The following is a 24,392-nucleotide window of genomic DNA, read 5'->3' as shown; positions in this document are numbered from 1 at the left end:
CATTCTCCGGAACGTCACTCTCCGGATCGTCCTTCCCCGTAAGCCGCGTCGAGGGCTCCCGGCAGAATCCGCAGGAACGCGTCCACCTCGGCGTCACCGATGATCAGCGGCGGCATGAGCCGCACGACGTCGGGGGCGGGCGCGTTCACCAGGAGTCCGGCTCCCTGAGCCGCCTGCTGCACCTTCGGTGCGAGGGGCCCGTTGAGCACGATACCCAGCAGCAGCCCGGAGCCCCGGACATGGGAGACCAGCGGATGGGCGAGGCCCTCCACACCGTCGCGGATCCGCTCGCCGAGCCGCTTGACCTGGTCGAGGGTCCCGTCCGCCGCGAGGGTGTCCAGCACCGCGAGGCCGGCCGCGCACGCGACGGGGTTGCCGCCGAACGTCGTGCCGTGCTGACCGGGCTTCAGGAGCTCGGCCGCGGCGCCGAACGCGACGGTGGCGCCGATCGGCAGCCCGCCGCCGAGCCCCTTCGCGAGGGTGACCACATCGGGTTCGACGCCCTGGTGCGCCTGGTGCTCGAACCAGTGGCCGCACCGGCCGATCCCGGTCTGCACCTCGTCCAGGACCAGCAGGGTGCCGGTGGCCCGGGTGATCTCCCTGGCCGCCTCCAGATAGCCCTTGGGCGGTACGACGACGCCGTTCTCGCCCTGCACCGGCTCGATGATCAGCAGTGCGGTGTCGGTCGTGACCGCGCCACGGAGAGCTTCGGCGTCGCCGTACGGCACGTGGGTGACGTCACCCGGCAGCGGCAGGAACGGCTCGCGCTTCGCCGGCTGACCGGTCAGGGCGAGGCTGCCCATGGTCCGGCCGTGGAAGCCGCCACCGGTGGCGACCATGTGCGTGCGCCCGGTCAGCCGGCCGATCTTGAAGGCGGCCTCGTTGGCCTCGGCGCCGGAGTTGCTGAAGAACACCCTGCCGGTACGGCCGAAGAGCTGCAGCAGCCGCTCGGCGAGAGCGATGGGCGGCTCGGCGGTGTACAGGTTGGAGACGTGCCCGAGGGTGGCGATCTGGGTGGAGACGGCCTCGACCACCGCGGGATGGGCGTGGCCGAGCGCGTTGACCGCGATCCCGCCGACGAAGTCGAGGTACTCCGAGCCGTCCGCGTCCCACACCCGGGCGCCCTCGCCGCGCACCAGCGGCAGTTGCGGAGTGCCGTAGTTGTCCATCAGCGCTCCCTGCCAGCGCCGCGCGAACTCCCCGTTGTTCATGACTCCCCCTCGGAATCGGTCTGTGCGCCGGGGGCCGCGTCGGGCACGACCATCGTGCCGACCCCCTCGTCCGTGAAGATCTCCAGCAGGATCGAGTGGTGCACCCGGCCGTCGAGCACGCGAGCGGTCTCGACACCGTTGCGTACGGCGTGCAGGCAGCCCTCCATCTTGGGCACCATGCCGCTGGAGAGGGACGGAAGCAGCTTCTCCAGCTCGGTGGCGGTGAGACGGCTGATCACGTCGTCGCTGTGGGGCCAGTCCTCGTAGAGGCCCTCGACGTCCGTGAGGACGATGAGGGTCTCGGCTCCGAGTGCGGCGGCGAGCGCGGCGGCGGCGGTGTCGGCGTTGACGTTGTAGACGTGGTTGTCCTCGGCGGACCGGGCGATGGAGGAGATGACCGGGATCCGGCCGTCGTCCAGCAGCGCCTGGATGGCCCCCGTGTCCACGGCGGTGATCTCGCCGACCCGGCCGATGTCCACGGCCTCACCGTCGATCACCGGGCGGTGCTGGGTGGCGGTGATCGTGTGGGCGTCCTCGCCGGTCATGCCGACGGCGAGCGGGCCGTGCTGGTTGAGCAGGCCGACGAGCTCGCGCTGGACCTGTCCGGCCAGCACCATGCGCACGACGTCCATGGCCTCGGGGGTCGTGACGCGGAGCCCGGCCTTGAACTCGCTGACCAGGCCGTGCCGGTCGAGCTGGGCGTTGATCTGCGGGCCGCCGCCGTGCACGACGACCGGCTTGAGGCCGGCCTGCCGCAGGAAGACGACGTCCTGGGCGAAGGCGGCCTTCAGCTCCTCGTCGATCATGGCGTTCCCGCCGAACTTGATGACGACGGTCCGGCCGTTGTGCCGGGTGAGCCAGGGCAGCGCCTCGATGAGGATCTGCGCCTTGGGCAGCGCGGTGTGCTTCCTCGCGGCGCTCATGAGCTGTACGCGCTGTTCTCGTGGACGTACTCGGCGGTGAGGTCGTTGGCCCAGATCACGGCCGACTCGTCCCCTGCCGCGAGGTCCGCGGTGATCCGGACCTCCCGGTAGCGCATGTCGACGAGGTCGCGGTCCGCGCCGACGCCGCCGTTCTTGCACACCCAGACGTCGTTGATGGCGACGTTCAGCCGGTCCGGCTCGAAGGCGGCCTTCGTCGTGCCGATCGCCGACAGGACGCGGCCCCAGTTGGGGTCCTCGCCGTGGATGGCGCACTTGAGGAGGTTGTTGCGGGCGATGGTGCGTCCGACCTCGACGGCGTCGTCCTCGGTGGCCGCGTTGACCACCTCGATGCGGATGTCCTTGGACGCACCCTCGGCGTCACCGATCAACTGCCGGGCCAGATCGGCGCAGACGGTCCGGACGGCCTCGTCGAAATCGGCCCGCGCGGGGGTGATGCCACTCGCCCCCGAGGCGAGCAGCAGCACGGTGTCGTTGGTCGACATGCAGCCGTCGGAGTCGACCCGGTCGAAGGTGGTGCGGGTGGCGGAGCGCAGTGCGGCGTCCAGCGCCGGGGCCTCGACGTCGGCGTCGGTGGTGAGCACGACCAGCATGGTGGCGAGACCGGGGGCCAGCATGCCCGCGCCCTTGGCCATGCCGCCGACCGTCCAGCCGTCCTGGGTGGCCACGCTCGTCTTGTGGACGGTGTCGGTGGTCTTGATCGCGATGGCGGCCTTCTCGCCGCCGTGCTCGCTGAGGGCGGCCGCGGCCTTCTCGACGCCGGGCAGGAGCTTGTCCATCGGGAGGAGCAGACCGATCAGGCCGGTCGACGCGACGGCGATCTCTCCGGCACTGTGGCCGGGCAGGACCTCGGCGGCCTTCTCGGCAGTGGCGTGGGTGTCCTGGAACCCCTGGGGGCCCGTGCAGGCGTTGGCACCGCCGGAGTTGAGCACGACGGCGGTCACCTCGCCGCCCCTGAGCACCTGTTCCGACCAGAGGACCGGAGCGGCCTTGACGCGGTTGGAGGTGAAGACGCCCGCGGCGGCGCGGCGGGGCCCGTTGTTGACCACGAGGGCGAGGTCCGGACCACCGTTCTCCTTGATCCCGGCGGCGATGCCCGCCGCCGAGAACCCCTGTGCTGCCGTGACGCTCACGGTGCGACTCCGATCGTGGAAAGGCCGGTGTCCTCGGGAAGCCCGAGGGCGATGTTCATACTCTGCAGGGCCCCTCCGGCGGTGCCCTTCGCCAGGTTGTCGATGGCGCTGATCACGATGATCCGGCCGGCCGCCGCGTCGTGGGCGACCTGGATCTGAACAGCGTTCGCACCGTGGACCGCGGCGGTGGACGGCCACTGCCCCTCGGGCAGCAGGTCGACGAACGGCTCGTCGGCGAAAGCCTTCTCGTAGACGGCGCGGAGCGATTCGGAGTCCACTCCCGGCCTGGCCTTCGCACTGCACGTGGCGAGGATGCCGCGGGGCATGGGGGCGAGGGTGGGGGTGAAGGACACGGTGACCGGCTCCCCGGCGGCGGCGCCGAGGTTCTGGATCATCTCCGGGGTGTGCCGGTGGACCCCGCCGACGCCGTAGGGGGTCATGTTGCCCATGACCTCGGAGCCGAGCAGGTGGGGCTTGGCCGCCTTGCCCGCGCCGGAGGTGCCGGACGCGGCGACCACGACGGCCTCGGGCTCGGCGAGGCCGGCCGCGTACGCCGGAAAGAGCGCCAGGGACACCGCGGTGGGGTAGCAGCCGGGCACGGCGATCCGCTTGGTGCCCTCCAGCGCGCTGCGGGCCCCGGGGAGTTCGGGCAGGCCGTAGGGCCAGGTGCCCGCGTGGGGCGAACCGTAGAACTTCTCCCAGTCGGCCGGGTCCTTCAGCCGGAAGTCGGCGCCCATGTCGACGACGAGCACGTCGTCCCCGAGCTGCTCGGCGACGGCGGCGGACTGCCCGTGCGGCAGCGCCAGGAAGACGACGTCGTGTCCGGCGAGCACCTCGGCCGTGGTCGGCGCGAGCACCCGGTCCGCGAGGGGCCTCAGGTGGGGCTGCAGCGCGCCGAGGCGCTCTCCGGCGTTGGAGTGGCCGGTGAGGGCCCCGATCTCCACCTGCGGGTGGGTGAGGAGCAGACGGAGCAGTTCACCGCCGGCGTATCCGCTCGCCCCTGCCACTGCCACACGTACCACCATCGGACATCCTCCTCATCGATGGCATGACTATACGCAGTGATGCAGTTTTATGCAAAGATCCTCGGGTGAGGTGCCCGGGTTGCGCAGGTCGGGGAAAACGCACCACGAGCCCGGAGCGCCACCAGCCCGGAGCGCCACGAGCCCGGAACCGCCCCGGCACCGAGCGCGGCCGACGGCGACGCGAGGGCGGGGAGGCGGGACCGACGAGTCCTCGGCCCGGTGGTTCCGCCCGGTGTTCTCCGTACGCGGCGAAGGCGAATCCGTACGCGGGCGAATCCCTACGCGGGCGACGGCGGGCAGGGGGCGTCCCGAAGGGGCACCAGGCTCACCCACGGGGCCCGGCGCGCTCGGCCGCCGGACCGTGGAGTCGCCGCACGGACGGCGTACGCGGGGCGGTGGACCGGGCTCCCGCCCGTGGCGACGGGCCGGAGCCGCCCGGTCCGCACCGGGATCAGGCGTTGCGGTCGGCCTGCTCGGCCCTCGCCGCGTTGCGCTCCTTGATGCGGACGGTCTCCTTGCGGACCTCGGCCTGGGTGGCGCGCTCCTTCGCCAGCCACTCCGGGCCCTCGGCCTTGAGCGCCTCGATCTGCTCGGTCGTGAGCGGCTCGGTGACGCCGCCCCGCGCGAGTCCTGCGATGGAGACGCCCAGCTTCGAGGCGACCACCGGGCGGGGGTGCGGGCCGTTCTGGCGCAGCTCCTGCAGCCACTGGGGCGGGTCGCTCTGCAGCGCGTTCAGCTCGGCGCGCGAGACGACGCCCTCCTGGAACTCGGCGGGTGTGGCTTCGAGGTACACACCCAGCTTCTTCGCCGCGGTGGCGGGCTTCATGGTCTGGGTGGTCTGGTGCGACGTCATGGTTCCAGGGTATCGAGCATGTGCGCCGGCTCCGACCACGGCCGGTAACCTGGCGGGGTGACTGGCTCGGAAGTTCCCCCTGCGTTCCGGCTCGCCTACGTCCCCGGCGTGACCCCGACCAAGTGGGTGCGGATCTGGAACGAGCGCCTGCCCGGTACCCCTCTGTCCCTCGTCGGCGTCCCCTCGGGCGAGGCGGCGGATCTGCTGCGTGACGGCGGCGCCGACGCCGGTTTCGTACGGCTGCCCGTCGACCGCACGGACCTCAGCGCGATCCCGCTCTACACGGAGACCACGGTCGTCGTGATCCCCAAGGACCACGCCGCGGTCGCCGTCGAGGAGATGTCGGTGGAGGACCTCGCCGACGAGATCGTGCTGCACCCCCTCGACGACGTCCTCGACTGGGAGCGCCCGCCGGGCCGGCCCGCCTTCGAACGGCCCGCCACCACGGCGGACGCGGTCGAGCTGGTCGCCGCCGGGGTGGGGCTCCTCGTCGTGCCGCAGTCACTCGCCCGTCTGCACCACCGCAAGGACCTCACCTACCGGCCCCTCGCCGGTGTCCCCGAGTCGCGGATCGCCCTGTCGTGGCCGGAGGAGAAGACCACGGACCTGGTGGAGGAGTTCATCGGGATCGTCCGCGGCCGGACGGTGAACAGCACCCGGGGGCGCCCCCCGACACCACCGCAGCCGAAGACGAAGCGCGCGGAGAAGAAGACGCCGTCGCCGCGGAAGCCCGCGGCGGGCAAGACCGCGCGGGGCGGTTCCGGCGCCAAGAACCCCAAGGGGGCGGCCAAGCGGGGCAAGCCGCGCCGACGTCCTTAGCGGGGACCACCCCACGCGTACGAATCAGGGCTGGTGCGGCCGTCCGGCTACTGAGTCCGCCGGAGCACGCCGTACACCGCGTCGATCAGGGCCATCTTGCGCGGGTCGTCGGCGATGTTCGGGCCCATGCGGTTCATGACGTATCCGAGGGCGACGCCGGCCTCGGGGTCGGCGAGGCCGCACGAACCGCCCGCCCCGTCGTGGCCGACCGCGCGCGGGTTGGGTCCGTAGGAGCCGTTGGGGCCGCTCAGCCAGAGGCCGAGGCCCAGTTCGGTGTCGTGGGTGAAGCCCGCTCCCAGCACCAGGTCCCGGCAGCTGCCCTGTCCCTCGCGGACCCGCTCGGCCGCCTCCTTCGACAGGATCCGCCGGCCGTCGAGGGAACCGTGTCCGGCGATGATGCCGTAGAGCGCGGCGACCGCACGCGCGGTGCCGTGGCCGTTGGCCGCGGGGATCTCGGCGGCACGCCAGCCGGGGGTGTTCGCGGCGGCGATGCCCGTGCCGGGGTTCAGCAGGGACGCCAGGGCGACGGGTTCCATCCGGGCGAAGAGGGCGGCCTGTTCGCGTGCGACGGACTTCGGCTGGACGAGCTCGGCGACGCGCCCGGCCTCCTCCTCCGGGAGCCCGACGCTGAAGTCGATTCCCAGGGGCCCGGTGATCTCCTGCCGCAGGAACTCCCCCGGCAGGAGGCCGGTGACGCGGCGGACGACCTCGCCGACGAGGAAGCCGTACGAGATCGCGTGGTAGCCGGAGCGGGTGCCGGGCTCCCACCACGGGGCGGTGGCCGCCAGACGGGCCGTGGTCAGTTCCCAGTCGTAGAGCTCGGCCAGGGTGTGCGGATCGCGCAGGCCCGCGACTCCCGAGCGGTGCGAGAGGAGATGGCGTACGCGCACGGACTCCTTTCCCTCGGCCGCGAATTCGGGCCAGTAGTCCGCGACCGGGGCGTCCAGGTCGAGGAGGCCGCGGTCGACGAGGACGTGGGCGCAGAGCGCCGTCGGCCCCTTGGTCGTGGACCACACGTTGACGACCGTGTCACGCTCCCACGGCCGGGTCCGGCCGCCGTCCGCCCAGCCGCCCCAGAGGTCCACGACGGGAGCACCGTCGACCAGGACGGTGACGGCCGCACCCAGTTCGTCGCGCTCGGCGAAGTTCGCCGTGAACGCGTCGCGCACCGCCGTGAAGCGGTCGTCACAGTGGCCATGGATCTGCGGCACGGGTCTCTCCTCGTCTCGGTGCTCGCACCATACCGACTGGTCGGACCGGCGGAAAGGAGCCGGGGCGCTGTTCCTTCGACCGGGGGACGGCCGGAGGACGGCCGGAGCACGCCGGGGAGATGAGCGGGGCTCCGAACTCCCCCGCGAGCGGCTCGCCTTCAGTGCGGAAGCGCTTCGAGGCTGAAGGTCCAGCGGCCGGGCAGTCCCACGAGCGTCACCGTGGAGAGCGGGCGCACCTCGACGCTCCAGTACGTCATCGGCGGGGCCTTGAGCGCGTACACAAGGGCGGCGCGGACGACGGCGGGTTCGGCGACGGCCACGATGGAACCCTCCAGGACCGGACGCGTGTCGAGCCAGCCCCCTATACGGGAGATGAAGGCGAGCAGCGACTCCCCGCCGTGCGGGGCCGAGCGCGGATCGGTGAGCCAGGCGTGGACACCGGCCGGCTCGCCGGCGGCGACCTCGGAGAAGGTGTAGCCCCGCCATCGGCCCATGTCGCAGTCGCGCAGGGCGGGCTGGACCAGCGGGGCGAAGCCGAGGGCGTCGCCGGTGGCGCGGCTGCGCGGGGTGGGCGAGCAGTAGCGCATCTCCGCGGCGCCGAGCGGGACCAGGGCGTGCGCGGCGAGCCTCACCTCGTGCCAGCCCGTGTCGTCGAGCGGCCGGTCGTCGTCGAAGCGCTCGGCGAGCAGGGCGGAGCTGCGTGCTGCGGCGACCAGTGAGACGCGAACACTCATGGGCGCGATCGTGGAGGCGAACGCCGCGCCGGTCAAGAGGGCCGCTCGGCGCCGTACAAGCGCTTCCTCAGCCCGCCTGGAGGGCCATCCACATGTCCGGGACCTCCAGAGGCGCGAAGCCGATCTTCGCGTAGACCCCGTGGGCGTCCTTCGTCGCGAGGAGGAACCTGGTCACGCCCAGGGGCGCCAGATGGTCCCGGACGGAGGTGACGAGCCGGGTGCCCAGCCCCCGGCCCCGCGCCGCGGGGTCGACGTACACGTCGCAGATCCACGCGAAGGACGCGTGGTCGGTCACCACGCGCGCGTAGGCGGCCTGTTCGCCCGTCGCGGTGTCGTAGGCACCGAAGTTGAGGGAACCGGCGATCGCGCGGTCCTGCTTCTCCCGGGAACGGCCCAGCGCCCAGTAGGCGTCCGTGGAGAGCCAGTGGTGGATGCGGGCGTGGTCGAGGCGTGCCGGGTCGGACGAGATGTCGTGGCGCGGCGCGGATATGCCGGTGTCGGTCATGGGCGGAGGCTATCGCCCGTGCGGGGGCAGTTCGTCCCAGGCCGCGCGCAGCCTGCGTACTCCCTCAGCGATCTCGGCCGGCCCGGACACGGCCGCGAAGCTCAGCCTGATGTGGCCGGCCGGGGGTTCCGCGCAGTGGTAGGGGCGGCCCGGGGCCACGGCGACGCCGGCCCGCAGGGCGGCGGACACCAGCGCGGGCTCGGTCTCCGGGGCGGGCAGGCGGAGCCAGAGGGTGCCACCGCCCGACGGCACGTGAGGCAGGGTGAGTTCGGGCAGCCTGGTGCGCAGCGCGGCCGTGAGGGCGGTGCGGCGGCGGCCGAGTTCGGCGGCCACCGTGCGCAGATGGCGTTCCCAGGCCGGCGAGCCGACGAGTTCGAGCGCCGCCTCCTGGAGCGGGCGCGGCACGAAGAAGCTGTCGACGACCTGGATGGCACGCAGGCGTTCCAGGACGGGCCCACGGGCGGCGAGGGCGCCCACGCGCAGGCTGGGCGACGTGATCTTGGTGAGGGAGCGCACATGGATGACGATCCCGTCCGGATCGTGGGCGGCCAGCGGCTCGGGCGACGGTCCGGCGCCCTCGTGGACGAGGTGGCGGGCGAAGTCGTCCTCCACCACGAACGCGCCCGCCGCGCGGGCGGCCCGGACGATCCGCTCACGACGCTCCGGCGCGAGGACCGCACCCGTCGGATTCTGGAACAGCGGCTGGCAGACGAACACCCGGGCCCCGGTGGCACGGAACGCCGCCTCCAGCAGGTCCGGCCGCACCCCCTCGGCGTCCAAGGGGACGGGTACGGGCCGCAGGCCCGTGGCCCGCGCGGCGGCCAGCATGCCCGGGTAGGTGGGCGACTCGACGAGGACGGGGGCGCCGGGCGGGGCGACGGCACGCAGGGCGGTGGCCAGGGCGCTCTGGCCACCGGCCGTGACGAGGACGTCGGACGCGCGGAGCGTCCCGCCGATCTCCCGGGCGAACCAGGCCCGGAGCCCGGCGAGCCCGTCGGTGGGCGGCCTCCCCCATGCCCCGGGCCGGCGGCCGGCCCGGGCGAGCGCGGCTGCCATCGCCCGCTCGGGCTGGAGGCCCGGATGCAGATAGCCGCCGTTGAACTCCACGACCCCGGGCGGCGGGGCCGCGAGCGTGACGAGCACTCCGGCGGCGTCGACGGTACGCGGCACGACCTCGGGACCGCTGTCGCCGCTGAGCGACACCTCCTGCCACGAGGTGTCACCGGGTTCGGGCACGGTGGCGGGCGGCTGGGCGCGGAACGCCCCGGAACCGGGCCGGGTCACGACGAGCCCTTCGGCCGCGAGCTGTGCGACGGCCCGGGAGACGGTCACCGGACTCACCTTGAAGCGCTCCACGAGAGCGCGGCTGGACGGCAGCTTTCCACCCGGTGAGTAGCGGTCGAGCTCAGCCCGCAGAAAGTTCGCCAGCTCCGACACGCTGCTACGCTCCTGCATGAGAGCAGAGAATAGCGCTACCGACCGTGCGGCGATAGCGGTCGCACCGGACCGCCCCGCATCGTCCAGGAGGCCCGACGCCGGGGTCCTGCTCGCCGGACTCGGTGTGGTCGCCTTCTCCCTGACCTTCCCTTCGACGGTGTGGGGGCTGGAGAGCTTCGGCCCGTGGTCCCTGGTCGCCCTGCGCAGCCTGCTGGCCGCGCTGATCGCCGCGGGTGCGCTGGTGGCGGGCCGGGTCGCGGTGCCCGCCCGACTCCACTGGCCGGGCCTCGCGGTCGTCGCGGGCGGGGTGGTGGTGGGATTCCCGCTGTTGACCACGCTGGCGCTGCGGACCTCCACCAGCTCGCACGCGGCCGTCGTCGTGGGGCTGCTGCCCCTGACGACCGCGCTGTTCTCGGCCCTGCGCACCGGTTCGCGCCCGCCGCGAGCCTTCTGGGCCGCGGCGGCGGCGGGTGCCGCCGTAGTGATCGCCTTCACGCTCCAGCAGAGCGGCGGCGCGCTCTCCGGCGGCGACGCGTACCTGTGCGGGGCGCTCCTGGTCTGCGCGGCCGGCTACACCGAGGGCGGCAGGCTGGCGAAGGTGATGCCGGGCTGGCAGGTCATCGGCTGGGCACTGATCCTCTCGCTCCCCCTCGCGGTGGCCGGCACGGCCGTGGCCCTGCCCCTCGAACCGGTGCGCCCGACGGCCCACGGGGTCATCGGGCTGGTCTGGGTGGCCGCGGGGTCCACCTTCCTCGGTCTGTACGTCTGGTACCGGGGCATGGCGGAGATCGGAGTTCCACGGGCCAGCCAGCTGCAGCTGGCGCAACCCCTGCTCACGCTCGTCTGGTCCTTCCTCGCCCTCGGCGAGGAGGTGTCCGCAGCGGCCCCGGTGGCGGCTGTCGCCGTACTGGTCTGCATCGCGGTCACCCAGCGGTCCGGAGGCCGGGAGAGTCGCCCGGCGGACGGCCCGGCAACGCTCTCCACCGGACACACCGGACGCCTTCGGTCATAGACTTGTCGACATGGACAGCCACCCGTGAGGAGGTCACTCCCGATGGAGGCACACGCGGGCGACCGGCTGCTGACGCACGGCAGGACCGTGGGGCAGCACGACCGGGTCGCAGAGATCGTCGAGGTGCTCGGTGACGGGGGCAGCCCGCCGTACCGTCTGCGCTTCGAGGACGGGCACGAGTCGATCAGGTCCCCGGGACCCGACAGCGTCGTACAGCACGGCGCTCCCGAGGACCGGGACGGCTAGGACGCGCGTGCGCCGGGGCACGAGTGGCCCGCGGCGTACGCGTCCGGCGGCTGCGGGGCCGCGCCCACCGTGTCAGCGTGGCGCGCGGGCCCGCGTCGTGTAGTGGTCGGCGACCACCCGGGCCATGGCCCCGATGCGGTCGGCCTTCACGTGCTTGGCGGAGAAGTAGATGTGGCCACCCACCTCCGGATGACCGGCCGCGAGGTCCAGGTGCCGTGAGAGTTCGGCCGGGTCCTGCCAGGCGGCCGGCTGGGCGGGGTCGCCGGCCTTGTGCAGGGCCTCCCCCACGTACAGGTCGACCCCCGTGCCCTCGACCGTCCCGGCCCACCACGACAGCAGCTTCGCGTAGTCGGCGGCGGCGAAGCCGATATTCCAGTAGATCTGGGGGCATGTATATCTGTTGGCACAACGCTGTAACCTGGGACTATGTCATCGAACATGCTTCCGTCAGTCGTGAATGTGCCTACGGTCGGAGTCACTTGGTCCGCCGATGAGATCAAGGAACTCGAAGCCCTACGGGCGATCAATCAGACCCTCCCCCATGACGCCCAGCGGGGCCTTCTCTCTGTCCGGCTGTCCATCCTGACCGAGGACACAACCTCTCCCATCCGCCAAGAGCTTGACCTCTGGCGACTGGCCAACTCGGACGGCGTGAGAGTCGTCGGAGTTGCACGGGACCTGAACGTCTCCGCGACCAAGGTTCCACCGTGGAAGCGCCGGGACCTCGGTGACTGGCTCCAGCACCGAGTACCTGAGTTCGATGTCCTCTACTTCTGGAAGATCGACCGCTTCGTGAGGCGAATCCTCGACCTCCAGGTCATGATCCAGTGGTGCGAGAGGTTTCAGAAGAACCTCAAATCCCTCAACGACCCGATTGACCTCTCAAGCCCTCTTGGCACCACGATCACGACCCTGATTGCCGCCATCGCGGAGATTGAGGCCGCGAACACGGGTGTACGAGTGGCATCTCTCTGGGAGTTCAACAAGACCCAGGACAAGTGGCTGACCGGTGCCCCCATGTACGGCTACAAGACCGTGAAGGGGCCGGACGGCAAGTACGTCCTGGACCACGACGAACGGCCCTACCGCTTCCTCAGGTGGGTGATTGAGGCACTGCTGAAGCGGAAGAAGAAGCCTTCCGCATACAGGCTGTGCAAGATCCTCAACCGGGGCCGTGTGCCCGGACCGAGCGGCGGCCTCTGGTACGGGACGTCTCTCCTGATCATCCTCAGGAACCCGGCCCTGATGGGCCTGAGAACTGAAGAGAGGAAGGACTACGACGGGCCCAAGAGGTCCCAGCTCGTCTACGGGAGCGACGGCAAGCCGATCAAGGTCGGTCCGCCCATCGCCACCCCGGAGGAGTTCGAGGAACTGCAAAAGGTGCTCGACGGGATGAGTCGGAGGAACCTCAACCCTTGGACTCCGGGCTCAACCAAATTCCTTGGGGTCATCACCTGCGCACGCTGCGGGGGCAACTACACCAAGCGCACGTCGGTGAGTCGGGGGAAGCAGTACGAATACCTCAGATGCCGAGACTGCAAGAGCAAGGGTCAGAACCCGAGTGAGCTGTATGGCTCCCTCGTTGACGTGGTCCTGGAGGAGCTTGGCGACCAGCCTGTTGAGCATCGGGAGTACGCGCGAGGGGCTGAGACCCGCAAGAAGCTCAAGGAGATCGAGGCCGGCGTCTCGCACTACATGAAGGAGCTGGCTCCGGGCGGCAAGTACGCCCGTGGTGGCTTCGTCCAGGAGACCGCCGAAGAGACGCTGAACAGCCTCATGAGCCAGATGGACGACATCGACCCGGAGGCCGCGAAGGACCGATGGGTCTACACAGCGGGAGGGAATACCTACCGGGAGGAGTGGGAGTCCGGAGGGATGGAGACGATGTCGAAGGACCTGCTGAGGGCTGGCATCAAGTTCGTGATCAGCGAAGGCCAGGATGGAGAAGAGGCCGTTGGAGCACTGCTCATCCCCGAGGACGTGAAGCAGCGGCTCGCCATCCAAGAGGACCAGTTCGAGAGACAGTTCTGAGAACAGAAAACGCCCCCCGCCCATCAGGGCGGGGGGCGTTCCTACTTCTCTCTGACACGTATCAGGGTTCTGTTTCCTTCCGAGTCCACTCGGTACACAAGAACCTTCATACGGTCAGCTCACGGGCAGGACACTCGTCCTTGCTCATGTTCAATGATTCATTCCTTCAGACTGTCCAGCGACGATTGGTGTAGCTGTGACGGCCCGAGTACGGCGAAGGGGAGCCCTCGTGTGCACCGATGCTTGCAGGCCTGGTGCATGGGGAGGACTCCCCGGTGGTCGAGATGGCTCGGCGTCCAGTCCAAGAACACAGAATTCACGAGGCTCCCACCTCGACCAGCGCCAACCGTACACGGCCTTCAGACCGTCCAGCGACGGAGCTTGGTCCCGTGTTCGAGCCACACGACGTGGGCGACACCCACCCCGCGGATCAACTTGCGACAGTCCCCGCAGGGCTCCCACGTGACGTACAGCGTCGCCCCGATACGGTCCTCAGGTCGGGACCACATGAGGGCGTTGTGCTCAGCGTGGTACTCGACGCACCCCTTGTAGGACGTGCCAGCCGGCACATCGCTCAGACACCTCGGACACTCACCTTCGAGGCAGCTCGGGCCACCCGGCTCGGAGCCGTTGTATCCCGTGATCACAGCCCGATGATCCGGGCGGACCAGGACCGCGCCGACCTGCTTCCGGATGCAGTCACCGCGGCCACTGGCCGCTTCAGCGATCCCGAGGAAGTAGCAGTCCCAACAGGGGCGCTTCTGCCCAAGCAACACCGTGCAGGCGTACAGGTTTCTGCAACTCACTGCGCGGGCTTCTCCTCGTAGCGGTCACACGTGTCCACGGGCATCCACGTGACATACGGCTGGCCCTTGGCGCCAACCATGGTTATCGGCATGAGGTCTGTGTGGGACTTCAGACACTTCCGAGTGTCCACCTCACACCCCGTGAGGATCATGGCAACGATCACGAACAGGGTCACGACGGCGAAGAACCTCATTCGTCGTCCTCCTCTACCTCGGCGTTGCGGAGGAGGCCGGCAACTGTGTCCGCCAGCATCTCGGCCTTCCAGAAGTCGCCCGCCATCTCCTCGGCCAGGGCATACGGGACGCCGGCCTCCAGTGCAGACTTCAGGACTGCCCCGGCCAGAACGGCGATGCCCGCCGCGTACTCGCCCCTCTTGATCAGGTTCGCACGAGCCATCTGGCTTTCGAGGTCCGAAATGATCGAGTTCGCATCCTCGTACTTCTCAGTCATATGTGCCTCTCCACAGCGTTGTTCTCAGCGCACTCGGCACACAGGCCGGTTTCTACGTCATCCAGGTCGAAAAGCCCTACGGAATCAGCGTTCTGACACCATTCGCAGTCCTGGATCTCCTCAAAGTCTTCGTACAAAGGCTCAGGCCACAATGAATGCGACAGGTACCTTGACAGCCTTAGATCCTTCCCAGACGCGCACCGAGTTCCGCTCTACACGAGTCTCAACGTCCTCGAAATCCCCACTAGCGCAGCAGGAACAGCCGGGGTCGGGCATGACGACGGGAATGTCCCCGAACTCCTCCAACGTCCGCTCAGCGTCGGCAATCAGTTCACTCAGCTTCATACGCTCTCCTAGTACCAGATTGTGAACTCAGAGCCTGCGGTGTCGACCTTGCCCTTTGCGTGTAGGCGGATCGTCCGCCTCACGGCCTTCACGGCGAAGAAACGCCACTCACTGATTCCTGAATCGATTACTTCTCCACTGGAGCGGACCGACCATCCCCACGACGTCCCCTCGTAGTCGCCTACGTCTCGAATCGTCACGTCGTAGCGCCGCTTCTTGCGAGTCGTGATCAATGCTTACTCTCTTCCATGTCCAAGATGGAGCCCCACGAACGCAAACCGATTTCACCCTCAGCCGGGATCAGGAGTCCTCTGAAAGTGAATTCCATGATTCGAGCAGCCTGTTCGGTCAACTCCTTCGCCCTGTCCGCTGGGAAGGAGAAGACCAGTTCGTCATGCACCGGGAGACGCATCCAAGGACTGAATCCGGCTGCATGGAGATTAAGAATCGCCCGAGCGGTGATGTCCCGAGCACTCGACTGGATGTAGTAGTTCAGCGCCGAGTAGAGGCGGCGGCGATCTACGGGAAGACGCCGGCCCGTAGCCGTGTAGATGTAGCCGGTCCGACGCGCCTCATCCTTGAGCTTGTCCCCGAAGCGGCCAACCCCCAAATACGTCGCCCAGAAAGCGTCAACCGCCCTCTTCGCATCCGCCTCGGGAACCCCGAATCCATCAGTGACGGCTCTCCATGTTCCACCGAATCCAATGGCGAAGTTCGTTCCCTTGCCCGCCGGCCTCTTCTCGTGCTTCTTCTGACCCGGCTTCATCGGCCCGAATGCAGCGATGGCCGTGATGTTGTGCAAGTCCTCATCAGCAAGGAATGCCTTCATCATGATCGGGTCGCCCGAGGCCGCAGCCATGACCCGCAGTTCCATGTTTCCAAAGTCGATGGAGACAGAAACGTGATCCTCTTCAGCCAAGAAGGCAGAGCGCACATACCCATCCCCCGCGGGGAATGTCTGTGCAGCAATGGCGCCCGAGATGGAATAGCGGGCTGTCCTGGCACCCAAGGTGTTCATTGACGCGTGGACGCGCCCCTCAGGGTCCATGCCGTTGATGGCCGCCTCGAACCACGTCTTTCGCCACTTAGCGGCCTTCGTCGCCTTCTTGACGGCCTCCGCCAGGGGGTGATCGATGGAGTCCAACACTTCGGCATCCATCGACAGGTTGCCCTTTTTGGTTTTCTTCGTGAGCTTGAACCCGAAACTCTGGAATGCCGCAATCAGTTGCTTGTCGGAGTTGACATTGTCAACCCACTGGCTCGCAACCTTCACCCACTTTTCTTCCTCGACCTTCAGCTCAGCAATACGCATCTCTGCGTACTCCTGGTCAACGATGTAGCCCGTTCGCTCCATCAGGGCAGTGACGTGCGCTAGACGGTGCTCCCAGCCGATCAGGCCCTTCATCTTCGAGCGGGCCGGCACCTTGGGCATGAGGATGTGAAGCAGCCGATACGCCCAAATCGGGTCCATACCTGCGTAGAGCAAGTATTCCTCGTCGAAGGTGCGGACCAGAGGCCAAATGGCTTCCTTCTTGACCTTGTACCGCTTGGCTATCGCCGCCATCGAGCCCTTGACCTCGTCGGCCGCGGCAGGGTCGATGTAGAACTTCACCAGCTCTTCGAGTTTGAGGCCCGGCCCGAACTCCTTGACCTGCCTCGGGTCAACGAGGTGGGCGAATATCTTGGTGTCGAGCATCTTCGGCGCGAGTTCTTCGAGAGTGACACCGAGAGTCTTTTCACTGACGTGCTGATCGAAGGTGCCATTGTGGGCAATCAGTCGATACGCTTTCCGGAGCGCCCAGACGGCAGCGACCTTGAACTGCGGATTCACCTCGACCGGCAGAACCCAACTCTCAACGCCGTTGCCGAACTGAGCGAGACGGATACGGAAACCCCGACCTGAGTCCCACCAGTTCAGACCGGTAGTTTCCGTGTCGTAACCCATTACTGGGTTGGCTTCCACGAAGTCGATGAAGCGGTCAAGGTCCCAGGGCGTCTCACAGACGTTGATGCGTACCGCTTGACGCTTGATCTCGTAATGCAGGACCTTCACACGCACTCCTATTCTGCGGGGATTACCTCGTACGCGACGGACACGAGGTCATCGAGATATGCGGAGGGGAACTCCTCGAACGGGTTCTCCCTCGCGTCGAACTCCGCAGCAGCAGCGACCGAATCCTCATCCGGATAGTGCTTCAGGTTCGGTGTGTACTCCATGACGACGGTGACGCGGATCTTCTCAGTCATTAGCGCTGTGCCTTTCTTCCGAGGTGAGCCAGGATGAATAGCAGCCCGACAGCCCCGAAGACAGTGCCGAGCAGAAAGAAGCCGAACAGGTCGGCCGAGTCATACATTCAGGGATTCCTTACAGACGTGCTCGCGCATAGCCGAAACAAGGTCAAGCAGCGTGACTTGGTTGTCCTCGCAGCAGGTACACCCGCCCGACGCAATGCACTCTCCGCAATTACGACAGGCGATCTCCACTCCGCCGTTATCCCAGCCGTAGACCATGACCCTTCCGAGATTGGTCACTTCGGCATCAGGCACCGCGCGGGCACGTCTCCGATGGAGGAGAGCCCATACGCCTTGCAGGGCGCGTAAGCCCGGAAGGCAATAGAGCCCGCAAGCAAGAGGGTGAGAACCATGAGGAAGCCAGCGAGTCGCATTACGGGGCAACCCTTCCGTGCTTGTCGAACGCCGCGTATGTCTGGGGCATTGTTTCCTTCAGCTCGTTCTCCATCTGGTCGGCAACCATCTCGATTTCCTTCTGAGGGAAGGAGGGGAAGGCTGCGTTGTCCCTCTTGGTTCGGAGGCTCAGAAAGTGCATCAGGGACCGGGCGTTACACGTGGCGTAGAACGACGTGTAGATGTTCACCGGAAGCACCATGCGGGCCACTTCACGGGCCACGTCGAGGTCCAGGAGCCGCTTGTAGGTCTCATACGCCTCGGTACTGATACGGCGGATATCCCCGCTCACCACCATGGCTTGCTTGTAGGTGCCCAACTTGTACTGGTAGGCACCCGGCTTTCCGACCTGACGCAGGGGCCGACCATCGGCCGGCACATAGAAAACGGGAGCCAGCTCCTTGTAGCGGCCGGATTCCTCGTTGTAGGACCACCCGGCGCGGTGCCGGAAAAACTCGCGGGCGACAAAGATGGGTGCTTCGACGTAGAACGTGAAACTGGTGTGTTCGAAAGGCGAGCCGTGCCGGTCGCGCATCAGGAAGTTGATGAGACCTTCGGTCGGAAGGTTGAGGTCCAGGCCGTTGGCGCCGATGGTGGACACCCGGGCCGCGGCAGCCACATCGAAATCGGATGCGGAGTGCCTTACGAGTTCGACGTACATCTCGGACTGGAAGTCCATGTTTCTCCCATGAAAAAGGGGAGCCAGGGCCTTTCCTGGCTCCCCATCAACAGCCTTCGGCGTTACTTGTTGGCCTTGTAAGAGCCGTCCTTTTGCTTCCACAGCGGCTCGCACTTGTCACCGTCCGGGCCGTCGCAGAAGAGGGCCGTCCAATTGGACTTGGACACGAGCGACCGGCCGTGAGGGCAGTCGTCACCGACCGTCTTGGGGGCCTGGTCCTTGGCCTCGACCCGGCCGCCGTTGAATCGCTTCGGGGCAGCACCACCGCCCGGGTTTCCGCCGCCCTTGTACTGACTGCGGGTGTAGTCAGCGGCCTTCGACGTGAGATCGATCAGGCCCTTCGACTTCATCGCAGACAGCAGTTCGGCGCCGCGCTCCGCGGTCTCATCGGCCGTGTAGCCGTAGACCTTGGGAGTCAGCCACTCGGCATCGAAGCCAGTGCCGGCCTTCAGGGTGAAGCCGATGACGAACGGGGCGGGGCCTTCAGGAGCGGTAGAAGTCACAGGCGATTCCTCTTTCTTAGGGGTCATGGTCTCGGGAGTTTCATCCCAGGGTGAACGCTCATCGAACGGATCCGGATAGCTCACTCGGATTCACTTCCTTGTTTTCATAATGCGGGAGTTGTGTCACGGATTCAAGTTTTGGGAGCCATTGTGGCGCCCATCACTCGGTCTACTTAGATGCCGCAGGCGCCAGACGAGCAAAGCTCGTCGAAGCCGGTGTCCTCGGTCACGATGCCAAGCGCCCGCTGCTCGACGAGGTACTGATCACGGGTGATCCGTTCGTACGGCGCCTGGGCTCGGGACATCTCCGGAAAGATGGTGGAACCCTTCAGCCGCGGCATGAAGTCGAGCAGGATCGCAGCCACGTCATCGACGCTGTACTTCTCCGGATCCACGGAGGCCGTGTAAGACACCGCCTGGTCGGCCCATGCCTCCTGGTAGAGCGTCTGGACGCTCAGCATGTCCTCAAGGGTCAGCACGCCAGCGTGCTCGATCACGGACGGATCCATGACCTCGGAGACAAGAGGGTCCTGAGTCGGGATGCTGACGACAGCCGTGTTGGCGGCGTATACGCAGTCCTCGACCTTGTACCCCAGGGCCTTGTACTCCTCCACCTGCCGCTTCTCCTCCGGCTCCACCAGAGAAAACCGGATGCGACGAATGAAGTAGTCACTGAAAGGAGCATGGATACCCTCCCCCGAGACGCCGGCCACCTTGGAGATCGTTCCCGTGGGTGCGATGACTCGCGTCTTGATCGGTACAGGGATGCGCATCTCGTTGGCGTACTCGACCGCAGCCGCGTCCACCTCTTCGGCCAGGACCTCAAGCACACCCCGCACGCGTCGGCTCTCAGCCGCCTCGGAGTACCGAAGCCCGTTCTTGGCCAGGAAATCGGCGAAGCCGGTGTGGCCCACGCCGATGCGTCGGTACCGAGAGATGGCCGCTTCAGACTTCGGGTCAGCGACCTCTGCGCAGGTGGCACGAATCAGGTATCGAGTCACCAGCCGGTGGGCCTCAAGCAGTCCAGCCGTGTCCACCTCACCGAACTTGTCGACGAATGCTGACAAGTTGACGGAACCGAGATTGCAAGGCTCATATGGAGTCAAAAGGGCCTCTCCACATGGATTTGTGGTGAACACGCCATCGACTTCACCGGCAGCCGACGTAGACGAGTTCCAGAAGCCCGGCTCACCGTTGCCCAACGCACCCTCGGCAAGGGTGCGAAGAACGAGTTCGGCCCCCATGTGGCCAGCGTGCACGGCCTCAATGAAGCCGTCGTCGACCTCGACGCTGATGTTCGTCGTCCAGTGGCGAGACATGTCCGCCTTGCAGGCCAGGAACTCGTCAATGTCCGGGTCGTCCCACCGCATGATGCTCATCCGGGCCGACCTACGGACTCCGCCGCTGACTATGCAGCGCGCAATCTCGTGATCAATCTCCATGGCAGAAATGCCGCTGAGAGGGGCGTACTCAACTGGCCCGAAGGTCGACTGAGTGAGGATCGCGCCGACGTTCACCAGCATCTCGGCGAAGGGCGCCGGCCCCGAGGCCGTACCTCCGAAGGACCGCAGCGGGGCACCCTTGTGGCGGACCCGACTCACGTCGTATACGCGGTCCTGATGCTCGGTGCTTGCGTTGTGTGCCGTACGGATCAGGTCGCCCAGGGCCTCGGCCCAACCCTCTCGGGAGTCCTCGACACCGTAGGCACCTGCCCACGTGTAGGCGTACTCCGTGGAGATGAGCCCAGACTCCACCATGTCCAGGTAGTCAGGGTGGGCCGGATCGCAGACCACGTGCACTCGCACAGGACTCACCACGGCCGGGAAGTCCTTGAGGTAGTGGTTCGAGTAGTTGGAACCCACTCCCCCACCCTCCGCCAGTCGCAGCAACGTGAAAGTGAAGTGCTCGGCCGGGTCATCCGGCTCCCAGCCCGCAGCCCAACAGTTGTTCAACGCATAGTCGTTCACGCCCGAGGACTTGAGGTGACGGCCCGCGGGCATCACCGCCCAACTCTCGATCAGCTCGACCATGCGCTCACGCTCGCCCTCTTCGATGTACCGAGCGGGGACCAGGGCCAGGTTCCCGTCAACCACTCGCCGTACAGTCTGGGGCCACGTCTCCAGCTCCCCAGAGGGCAGCTCGCGCCGATACGTACGCTCGTAGACAGTCTTTGCGGTGGGTGTCTTCCAGTTAGTCAGGGTCTTACCTACCTGTTCGTATAGTGCGATTCATTTCAGCGGTGAGAGCATCGATAGCTCTGTATCCCCGCTTTCGGTCGGCGTCGTCCGCAGGGCTGAGCCCGTAGACGAACAGCCGCAGGATTACCTCTTGGTAGTCCCGATTCAGGCGTTCGATGCCCTTCTCGGCATCCAGTCGGGCCGACGTGATGTTGTCCGTGATGACACAGCGCGTCAGGTCGTCCTTCTTGCCGATCTGCTGGGACACCTCGGCATCTGTGTAGATGAAGGACCGCATCACTCCCCGAACTTCCTCCGGGGTGTAGTGGTACTGGTCGTCCATGAGGTCAAGATGGGCACGCTCCTTGGCGGCGTATCGTCGCCCGGCGTTCCAAAAAATCTTGCGGAGAATTTCGGTATCGCCCTGGTACTGGGCGATCAGGTGCTTCTCCTGGTAGGCGTGAAGCAGAATCTCTTGCTTCACGTCATCGGCGTCTACGATCAGCCACTTACCGGCGATCTCACGAGAAACCTTCTCGGCTAGGGGCTCAAGGGCCTCCCAATCGACTGCTGTCATCGCCCGTCCTTCTGCGCGAACTGCCCCTTAGGCCCTCGCTCGATCTTCCCGAATCTCTGACCTTCCACTACGAAAGAGCCATCGTCCTCAACCGGAATGGCGTGAGGGGTTGCGTTGTACTTGCCGACGTAGAAGAGGCCAAAGCCCTTCTGCCAGTTGGCCGGACCGTTTTTCAGGTAGCCCGCCTTTCGAACGTCCATGAGGTGTCCGACCTCGAACCCATAGATCGTCTTCAGCTTTCCGCCGTATCCCGTGGACTCCGGGGAGATAGCAAGGCGGTGGGTGTGGCCCATGACAACCGAAGTGCCGGCCTTCCTTGCCTTGCTGGCTGCTGTACGGCCCGCAACCTGGTTGAGTCCGGGCGACTCGTGGCCGTGGATGGCCACCCAGCCCGGAGCGAAGCCGTAGTAGGGCGGGAGCTTCTTCACGCCGTAGGCCGCAAAGTCGAGCAGGTTCTCAAAGCGATAGAAGGTGTCTTCCGCCGCAAGGGCCGGCGCGCGGCTCGCTAGGTACTTCTGGGGACGCTCGTCATGGTTTCCCTCCAGGACACCCAGGGGGCCGTCATAGACGGCCCGCAGAGGGGCAAGGAAGTTCCTCTTGGTGTACTCGGAATCCCGGATGACGTTGCCCTCGAACTCCGCCCTGGTCCCCGCGGACCAGCGGGACGGCGCGGGGTAGTCCACCAAGTCACCGATCTGAATGACCTCATCGGGCTGAAACTCCCCGATGAACTGGATGACGTTCTTCAGCGCCCGTTTATCCTCGAAAGGAGCCTGGACGTCGGAGATGACTACAACACGCTTCAATTGATTCCTCAGTAGTAGGTCGACTTGGGCAGCTCAATCGCGACCCAATCGCTGATCGTTCCGGCCACCACTGAGTTCAGATCCATCTCAAAAATGGGACTGCCACTCCCGTTGTCCAGCTCGTAGCCATCGCCGAAAGCGGCATCGATGGCCTCTGAAATAGCCTTTGCGTGCTCTTCGATAGTCACTTTGCGTCCTCCAGATTCAGCAGTTCAGACAGGAAGTTGAGCGGGTCCATGGGCACTTCCACATAGCTGCTGTAGCCGCCTTCCTGGGTGTACCAGATGGTCAGCTCCATATATTCCGTGGTCCAGGCACAGGTGTCGCACCCTCCACTGGATCCGGTCTTCATCGCCCAGTCGTCTTCATCGATTCGCGCTGACACAGCCTCGATGTCCCGGAACTTGGCCAACCACTCAATGACCAGGTTCTCAATACGCTTCTCAGTGCTCACTTGGCCGTCTCCTCGATCTCCTTGATAGCGGTGTCCAGCTCACCGCGGATCTTCTTTGCCTCAGCTACCGAGATGTTCGACATCAATATGCGCGCATCGCTGTCGCTATCTTCGTGAAGATCGAAGGAGATGAACGTCTTGTAGGCGTGAATCGCCAGCGTCGTATTCCGGGACTCGAAGAAGTCCCCAAACTTGATGGTCACTTGCCCGCCTCCAGGCGCTCGATCTCACGGTTGATGTACCAAGCCGCCTTACGGAGATCCGTGATCGGGTCCTCCGTCTTGTGGCCGGCCCTGAGGGCGTACTTCACGACGTTGCCAACGTTGAAGTTCAGCAGCTCTGTGATGTCGATGACCTCGATGCCACCTGGCAGCCATGTGTAGTGCGAGGGGCTGTTCACCTCGTCCTCAACCGGCTCCAGCACCTCGGCCCACAGGGTTGCGTGTACCTCGTCCAGTACCTTCCGGAAGTCACTGATGTCTGCGAGATCGACCGGCGCCAGCTCCCGGCCAGCGAAGCAGAGTAGACGGTTATCTACTCGGACCTCAAAGGGGAACGGGTAATCCGAAACGACCCTCGTGACGGTTCCCTGCATCCCCTTAAACATCTGCACATAGGGGGTGGAAGGGGTCGCGATGATTACCTCGTCGCCAACTTCGTACGTCACTCTGCCTCCAGCTCGTAGTCATAGAAGAAGGCACCAAGGCCCAGGGCATTCAGTGCTGCGTCACCCTCGTCAAGCAGAACGGAGGTAGCTTCCTCGAACTGCGCGTAGTTGACTTCCTGGATCACTCCCGCCATCCCGGAAAGGCCCTCAAGGGGACTCTTGCGGACTCGGACGCGTGTGCCCGGCTCCCAAATCGACTTCACAGAAGCCCGATCCTTTCTCGCAGGGCAGCAGCCCCGTACTCGTGAAGGTATGAATTTGAATCGTGTCCGTCACCAAGGACGATGACCTTGGCGTTGGGCAGCAGAGCAGCCAACTTCTCGGCCGCTTTGGTTCCGGGTTCGTCCCCGTCAGCGATGATGAAGACCGTCCCGAAGCCGAGCAGTGGAGGTATGAAGTAGTCGCGCCAGCTCGTAGTGCCCTGGTAGGCGATGGCCGGCGAACCAACCGACTCCCATGCCATGGCGTCGTATTCGCCTTCGGTGACGACGATGAACGGCGAATTGGTAAGCAGGGCCCGCGTGTTGAACATGCGGGGGATATCACCGGGGAGACCCCAGTACTTCCCGTACCACTTCTTGTGGCTGGAGTGGTCTTCCTTGCGGGTGGGGGCGAAGTAGTTTCCGTCCTCGTCCCGTACGCAGTCGTCTGCGATGCAGCGAAAGCGGATGGTAGCTACGGCGTGAGGGCCACCGGCCGGCCGCAGGTACGGGATGACCAGCATCCCGGCTTTCGGCTCATGTCCAGTCAGAGCCGAACCGACGTACCCCAGAGTGAACTTCTCGGCTACGTCCGCCAGGCCGCGGGCCTTCATGTACTCCTCGGCCGGACTCCCCTTGTACTGCTGGAAGTACGTTCTCGCCGCTTCCACCGAACCGGGCATGTGCCCATGCCTGGGCTTCTCGGAAGCCAAGTTTTTCCTCTCGCATCACGACGTCTATCGAGTCTTCGGAGACCTGACAGACGAAACAGTTCCAACGGTCCTTCTCGGTGTTGGCTGAGGCGCTGGGGTTCTCGTCAACGTGAAGCGGGCAGGGGATTTTGATCCACCCTGCCCGCTGCTTCACGTCTATTGAGTAGTAGT

31 protein-coding genes and 1 pseudogene are annotated in these 24,392 nt (G+C 66.4%); 4 read left to right on the top strand and 28 right to left on the bottom strand.

What is annotated here, in order from left to right; genetic code table 11:
* Nucleotides 1-14: 14 nt before the first annotated feature.
* The 5 genes from ACFYY2_RS12475 to ACFYY2_RS12455 all read right to left on the bottom strand — a co-directional run bounded on the left by ACFYY2_RS12475 (nucleotide 15) and on the right by ACFYY2_RS12455 (nucleotide 5,163).
* Complete coding sequence (locus tag ACFYY2_RS12475) at nucleotides 15-1,211, bottom strand: acetylornithine transaminase (RefSeq protein ID WP_388740881.1); 1,197 nt, start codon at nucleotides 1,209-1,211, stop codon at nucleotides 15-17.
* On the bottom strand, nucleotides 1,208-2,134 hold the full coding sequence (gene argB / locus ACFYY2_RS12470) for an acetylglutamate kinase (RefSeq protein WP_388740880.1): 927 nt from the start codon (nucleotides 2,132-2,134) through the stop codon (nucleotides 1,208-1,210). The genes ACFYY2_RS12475 and argB overlap by 4 nt, the downstream gene beginning before the upstream one ends.
* Nucleotides 2,131-3,285 carry a bifunctional glutamate N-acetyltransferase/amino-acid acetyltransferase ArgJ gene (argJ, locus tag ACFYY2_RS12465; protein ID WP_388740877.1) on the bottom strand — a complete coding sequence of 385 codons (1,155 nt, stop codon included), beginning with the start codon at nucleotides 3,283-3,285 and terminating at the stop codon, nucleotides 2,131-2,133. The genes argB and argJ overlap by 4 nt, the downstream gene beginning before the upstream one ends.
* The gene (gene argC / locus ACFYY2_RS12460) at nucleotides 3,282-4,310 is read right to left on the bottom strand and encodes an N-acetyl-gamma-glutamyl-phosphate reductase (protein WP_388740875.1); all 1,029 of its coding nucleotides are present in this window, start codon (nucleotides 4,308-4,310) and stop codon (nucleotides 3,282-3,284) included. Before argC ends, argJ begins: the two co-directional genes overlap by 4 nt.
* Before the next feature lie 451 nt (nucleotides 4,311-4,761).
* Nucleotides 4,762-5,163 carry a DUF5997 family protein gene (locus ACFYY2_RS12455; RefSeq protein ID WP_388740873.1) on the bottom strand — a complete coding sequence of 134 codons (402 nt, stop codon included), beginning with the start codon at nucleotides 5,161-5,163 and terminating at the stop codon, nucleotides 4,762-4,764.
* A gap of 57 nt (nucleotides 5,164-5,220) precedes the next feature.
* Here ACFYY2_RS12455 and ACFYY2_RS12450 point away from each other — a divergent pair, with 57 nt between their 5' ends.
* Nucleotides 5,221-5,982 carry a LysR family substrate-binding domain-containing protein gene (locus ACFYY2_RS12450; RefSeq protein WP_388740870.1) on the top strand — a complete coding sequence of 254 codons (762 nt, stop codon included), beginning with the start codon at nucleotides 5,221-5,223 and terminating at the stop codon, nucleotides 5,980-5,982.
* A 47-nt stretch (nucleotides 5,983-6,029) separates the two neighbouring features.
* Here the strand turns inward: ACFYY2_RS12450 and ACFYY2_RS12445 are convergent, their stop codons facing one another.
* The 4 genes from ACFYY2_RS12445 to ACFYY2_RS12430 form a co-directional block, all read right to left on the bottom strand.
* A complete protein-coding gene (locus ACFYY2_RS12445; protein ID WP_388740867.1) occupies nucleotides 6,030-7,193 on the bottom strand; it encodes a serine hydrolase domain-containing protein in 1,164 nt (387 codons plus the stop codon).
* A 158-nt stretch (nucleotides 7,194-7,351) separates the two neighbouring features.
* Nucleotides 7,352-7,927: a histidine phosphatase family protein gene (locus ACFYY2_RS12440; RefSeq protein WP_388740865.1), complete on the bottom strand. Its 576-nt coding sequence runs from the start codon at nucleotides 7,925-7,927 to the stop codon at nucleotides 7,352-7,354.
* A gap of 67 nt (nucleotides 7,928-7,994) precedes the next feature.
* Nucleotides 7,995-8,432 carry a GNAT family N-acetyltransferase gene (locus ACFYY2_RS12435; protein ID WP_388740862.1) on the bottom strand — a complete coding sequence of 146 codons (438 nt, stop codon included), beginning with the start codon at nucleotides 8,430-8,432 and terminating at the stop codon, nucleotides 7,995-7,997.
* 9 nt (nucleotides 8,433-8,441) lie between these two features.
* Nucleotides 8,442-9,887 (bottom strand): PLP-dependent aminotransferase family protein, encoded by a 1,446-nt coding sequence (locus ACFYY2_RS12430; protein WP_388740859.1) that lies wholly within the window; start codon nucleotides 9,885-9,887, stop codon nucleotides 8,442-8,444.
* On the opposite strand from ACFYY2_RS12430, the gene ACFYY2_RS12425 reads away from it, so the two are divergent.
* A complete protein-coding gene (locus tag ACFYY2_RS12425; protein ID WP_388740857.1) occupies nucleotides 9,886-10,881 on the top strand; it encodes a DMT family transporter in 996 nt (331 codons plus the stop codon). The two genes, ACFYY2_RS12430 and ACFYY2_RS12425, sit on opposite strands and share 2 nt — an antisense overlap.
* 42 nt (nucleotides 10,882-10,923) lie before the next feature.
* The gene (locus ACFYY2_RS12420; RefSeq protein ID WP_388740854.1) at nucleotides 10,924-11,127 is read left to right on the top strand and encodes a DUF1918 domain-containing protein; all 204 of its coding nucleotides are present in this window, start codon (nucleotides 10,924-10,926) and stop codon (nucleotides 11,125-11,127) included.
* A gap of 72 nt (nucleotides 11,128-11,199) precedes the next feature.
* Here the strand turns inward: ACFYY2_RS12420 and ACFYY2_RS12415 are convergent.
* Nucleotides 11,200-11,523 (bottom strand): annotated as a pseudogene (locus ACFYY2_RS12415) (hypothetical protein); the annotation flags it as partial.
* Nucleotides 11,524-11,553: 30 nt separating this feature from the next.
* Between ACFYY2_RS12415 and ACFYY2_RS12410 the strand changes: the two are divergent.
* Nucleotides 11,554-13,158, top strand: a complete 1,605-nt coding sequence (locus tag ACFYY2_RS12410; protein WP_388740851.1) for a recombinase family protein — start codon at nucleotides 11,554-11,556, stop codon at nucleotides 13,156-13,158.
* Nucleotides 13,159-13,517: 359 nt separating this feature from the next.
* Here the strand turns inward: ACFYY2_RS12410 and ACFYY2_RS12405 are convergent, their stop codons facing one another.
* The 18 genes from ACFYY2_RS12405 to ACFYY2_RS12320 form a co-directional block, all read right to left on the bottom strand.
* Nucleotides 13,518-13,934, bottom strand: a complete 417-nt coding sequence (locus tag ACFYY2_RS12405) for a deoxycytidylate deaminase (RefSeq protein WP_388741335.1) — start codon at nucleotides 13,932-13,934, stop codon at nucleotides 13,518-13,520.
* A 26-nt stretch (nucleotides 13,935-13,960) separates the two neighbouring features.
* Complete coding sequence (locus ACFYY2_RS12400; protein WP_388740848.1) at nucleotides 13,961-14,158, bottom strand: hypothetical protein; 198 nt, start codon at nucleotides 14,156-14,158, stop codon at nucleotides 13,961-13,963.
* Entirely contained in the window at nucleotides 14,155-14,415 is a 261-nt protein-coding gene (locus tag ACFYY2_RS12395) for a hypothetical protein (RefSeq protein WP_388740845.1), read from the bottom strand. The genes ACFYY2_RS12400 and ACFYY2_RS12395 overlap by 4 nt, the downstream gene beginning before the upstream one ends.
* A gap of 141 nt (nucleotides 14,416-14,556) precedes the next feature.
* On the bottom strand, nucleotides 14,557-14,760 hold the full coding sequence (locus ACFYY2_RS12390; RefSeq protein WP_388740842.1) for a hypothetical protein: 204 nt from the start codon (nucleotides 14,758-14,760) through the stop codon (nucleotides 14,557-14,559).
* 229 nt (nucleotides 14,761-14,989) lie between these two features.
* Nucleotides 14,990-16,813: a DNA polymerase gene (locus ACFYY2_RS12385; RefSeq protein WP_388740839.1), complete on the bottom strand. Its 1,824-nt coding sequence runs from the start codon at nucleotides 16,811-16,813 to the stop codon at nucleotides 14,990-14,992.
* Between the two features lie 8 nt (nucleotides 16,814-16,821).
* A complete protein-coding gene (locus tag ACFYY2_RS12380; RefSeq protein ID WP_388740836.1) occupies nucleotides 16,822-17,007 on the bottom strand; it encodes a hypothetical protein in 186 nt (61 codons plus the stop codon).
* Nucleotides 17,008-17,425: 418 nt separating this feature from the next.
* Complete coding sequence (gene thyX / locus ACFYY2_RS12375; protein WP_388740834.1) at nucleotides 17,426-18,124, bottom strand: FAD-dependent thymidylate synthase; 699 nt, start codon at nucleotides 18,122-18,124, stop codon at nucleotides 17,426-17,428.
* 62 nt (nucleotides 18,125-18,186) lie between these two features.
* Entirely contained in the window at nucleotides 18,187-18,711 is a 525-nt protein-coding gene (locus ACFYY2_RS12370; RefSeq protein ID WP_388740831.1) for a hypothetical protein, read from the bottom strand.
* Between the two features lie 89 nt (nucleotides 18,712-18,800).
* Nucleotides 18,801-20,825: a ribonucleoside-triphosphate reductase, adenosylcobalamin-dependent gene (nrdJ, locus tag ACFYY2_RS12365; RefSeq protein WP_388741333.1), complete on the bottom strand. Its 2,025-nt coding sequence runs from the start codon at nucleotides 20,823-20,825 to the stop codon at nucleotides 18,801-18,803.
* A gap of 4 nt (nucleotides 20,826-20,829) precedes the next feature.
* Nucleotides 20,830-21,381 (bottom strand): hypothetical protein, encoded by a 552-nt coding sequence (locus ACFYY2_RS12360; protein WP_388740829.1) that lies wholly within the window; start codon nucleotides 21,379-21,381, stop codon nucleotides 20,830-20,832.
* Complete coding sequence (locus ACFYY2_RS12355) at nucleotides 21,378-22,187, bottom strand: metallophosphoesterase (protein ID WP_388740826.1); 810 nt, start codon at nucleotides 22,185-22,187, stop codon at nucleotides 21,378-21,380. Before ACFYY2_RS12355 ends, ACFYY2_RS12360 begins: the two co-directional genes overlap by 4 nt.
* 8 nt (nucleotides 22,188-22,195) lie before the next feature.
* Complete coding sequence (locus ACFYY2_RS12350; RefSeq protein WP_388740824.1) at nucleotides 22,196-22,375, bottom strand: hypothetical protein; 180 nt, start codon at nucleotides 22,373-22,375, stop codon at nucleotides 22,196-22,198.
* Entirely contained in the window at nucleotides 22,372-22,641 is a 270-nt protein-coding gene (locus ACFYY2_RS12345) for a hypothetical protein (RefSeq protein WP_388740821.1), read from the bottom strand. Before ACFYY2_RS12345 ends, ACFYY2_RS12350 begins: the two co-directional genes overlap by 4 nt.
* Nucleotides 22,638-22,844 (bottom strand): hypothetical protein, encoded by a 207-nt coding sequence (locus tag ACFYY2_RS12340; RefSeq protein ID WP_388740819.1) that lies wholly within the window; start codon nucleotides 22,842-22,844, stop codon nucleotides 22,638-22,640. Before ACFYY2_RS12340 ends, ACFYY2_RS12345 begins: the two co-directional genes overlap by 4 nt.
* A complete protein-coding gene (locus ACFYY2_RS12335) occupies nucleotides 22,841-23,308 on the bottom strand; it encodes a DUF3310 domain-containing protein (RefSeq protein WP_388740816.1) in 468 nt (155 codons plus the stop codon). Before ACFYY2_RS12335 ends, ACFYY2_RS12340 begins: the two co-directional genes overlap by 4 nt.
* A complete protein-coding gene (locus ACFYY2_RS12330; RefSeq protein ID WP_388740814.1) occupies nucleotides 23,305-23,511 on the bottom strand; it encodes a hypothetical protein in 207 nt (68 codons plus the stop codon). Before ACFYY2_RS12330 ends, ACFYY2_RS12335 begins: the two co-directional genes overlap by 4 nt.
* Nucleotides 23,508-24,122, bottom strand: a complete 615-nt coding sequence (locus ACFYY2_RS12325) for a toprim domain-containing protein (RefSeq protein WP_388740811.1) — start codon at nucleotides 24,120-24,122, stop codon at nucleotides 23,508-23,510. The genes ACFYY2_RS12330 and ACFYY2_RS12325 overlap by 4 nt, the downstream gene beginning before the upstream one ends.
* Complete coding sequence (locus ACFYY2_RS12320) at nucleotides 24,046-24,375, bottom strand: CHC2 zinc finger domain-containing protein (RefSeq protein ID WP_388741330.1); 330 nt, start codon at nucleotides 24,373-24,375, stop codon at nucleotides 24,046-24,048. The genes ACFYY2_RS12325 and ACFYY2_RS12320 overlap by 77 nt, the downstream gene beginning before the upstream one ends.
* Nucleotides 24,376-24,392 lie beyond the last annotated feature (17 nt).

The organism is Streptomyces sp. NPDC001822, assembly GCF_042892135.1.
GTDB lineage: Bacteria > Actinomycetota > Actinomycetes > Streptomycetales > Streptomycetaceae > Streptomyces.
The sequence above is the reverse complement of the archived record's forward strand: the minus strand, read 5'-3'. Positions and strand labels throughout refer to the sequence as shown.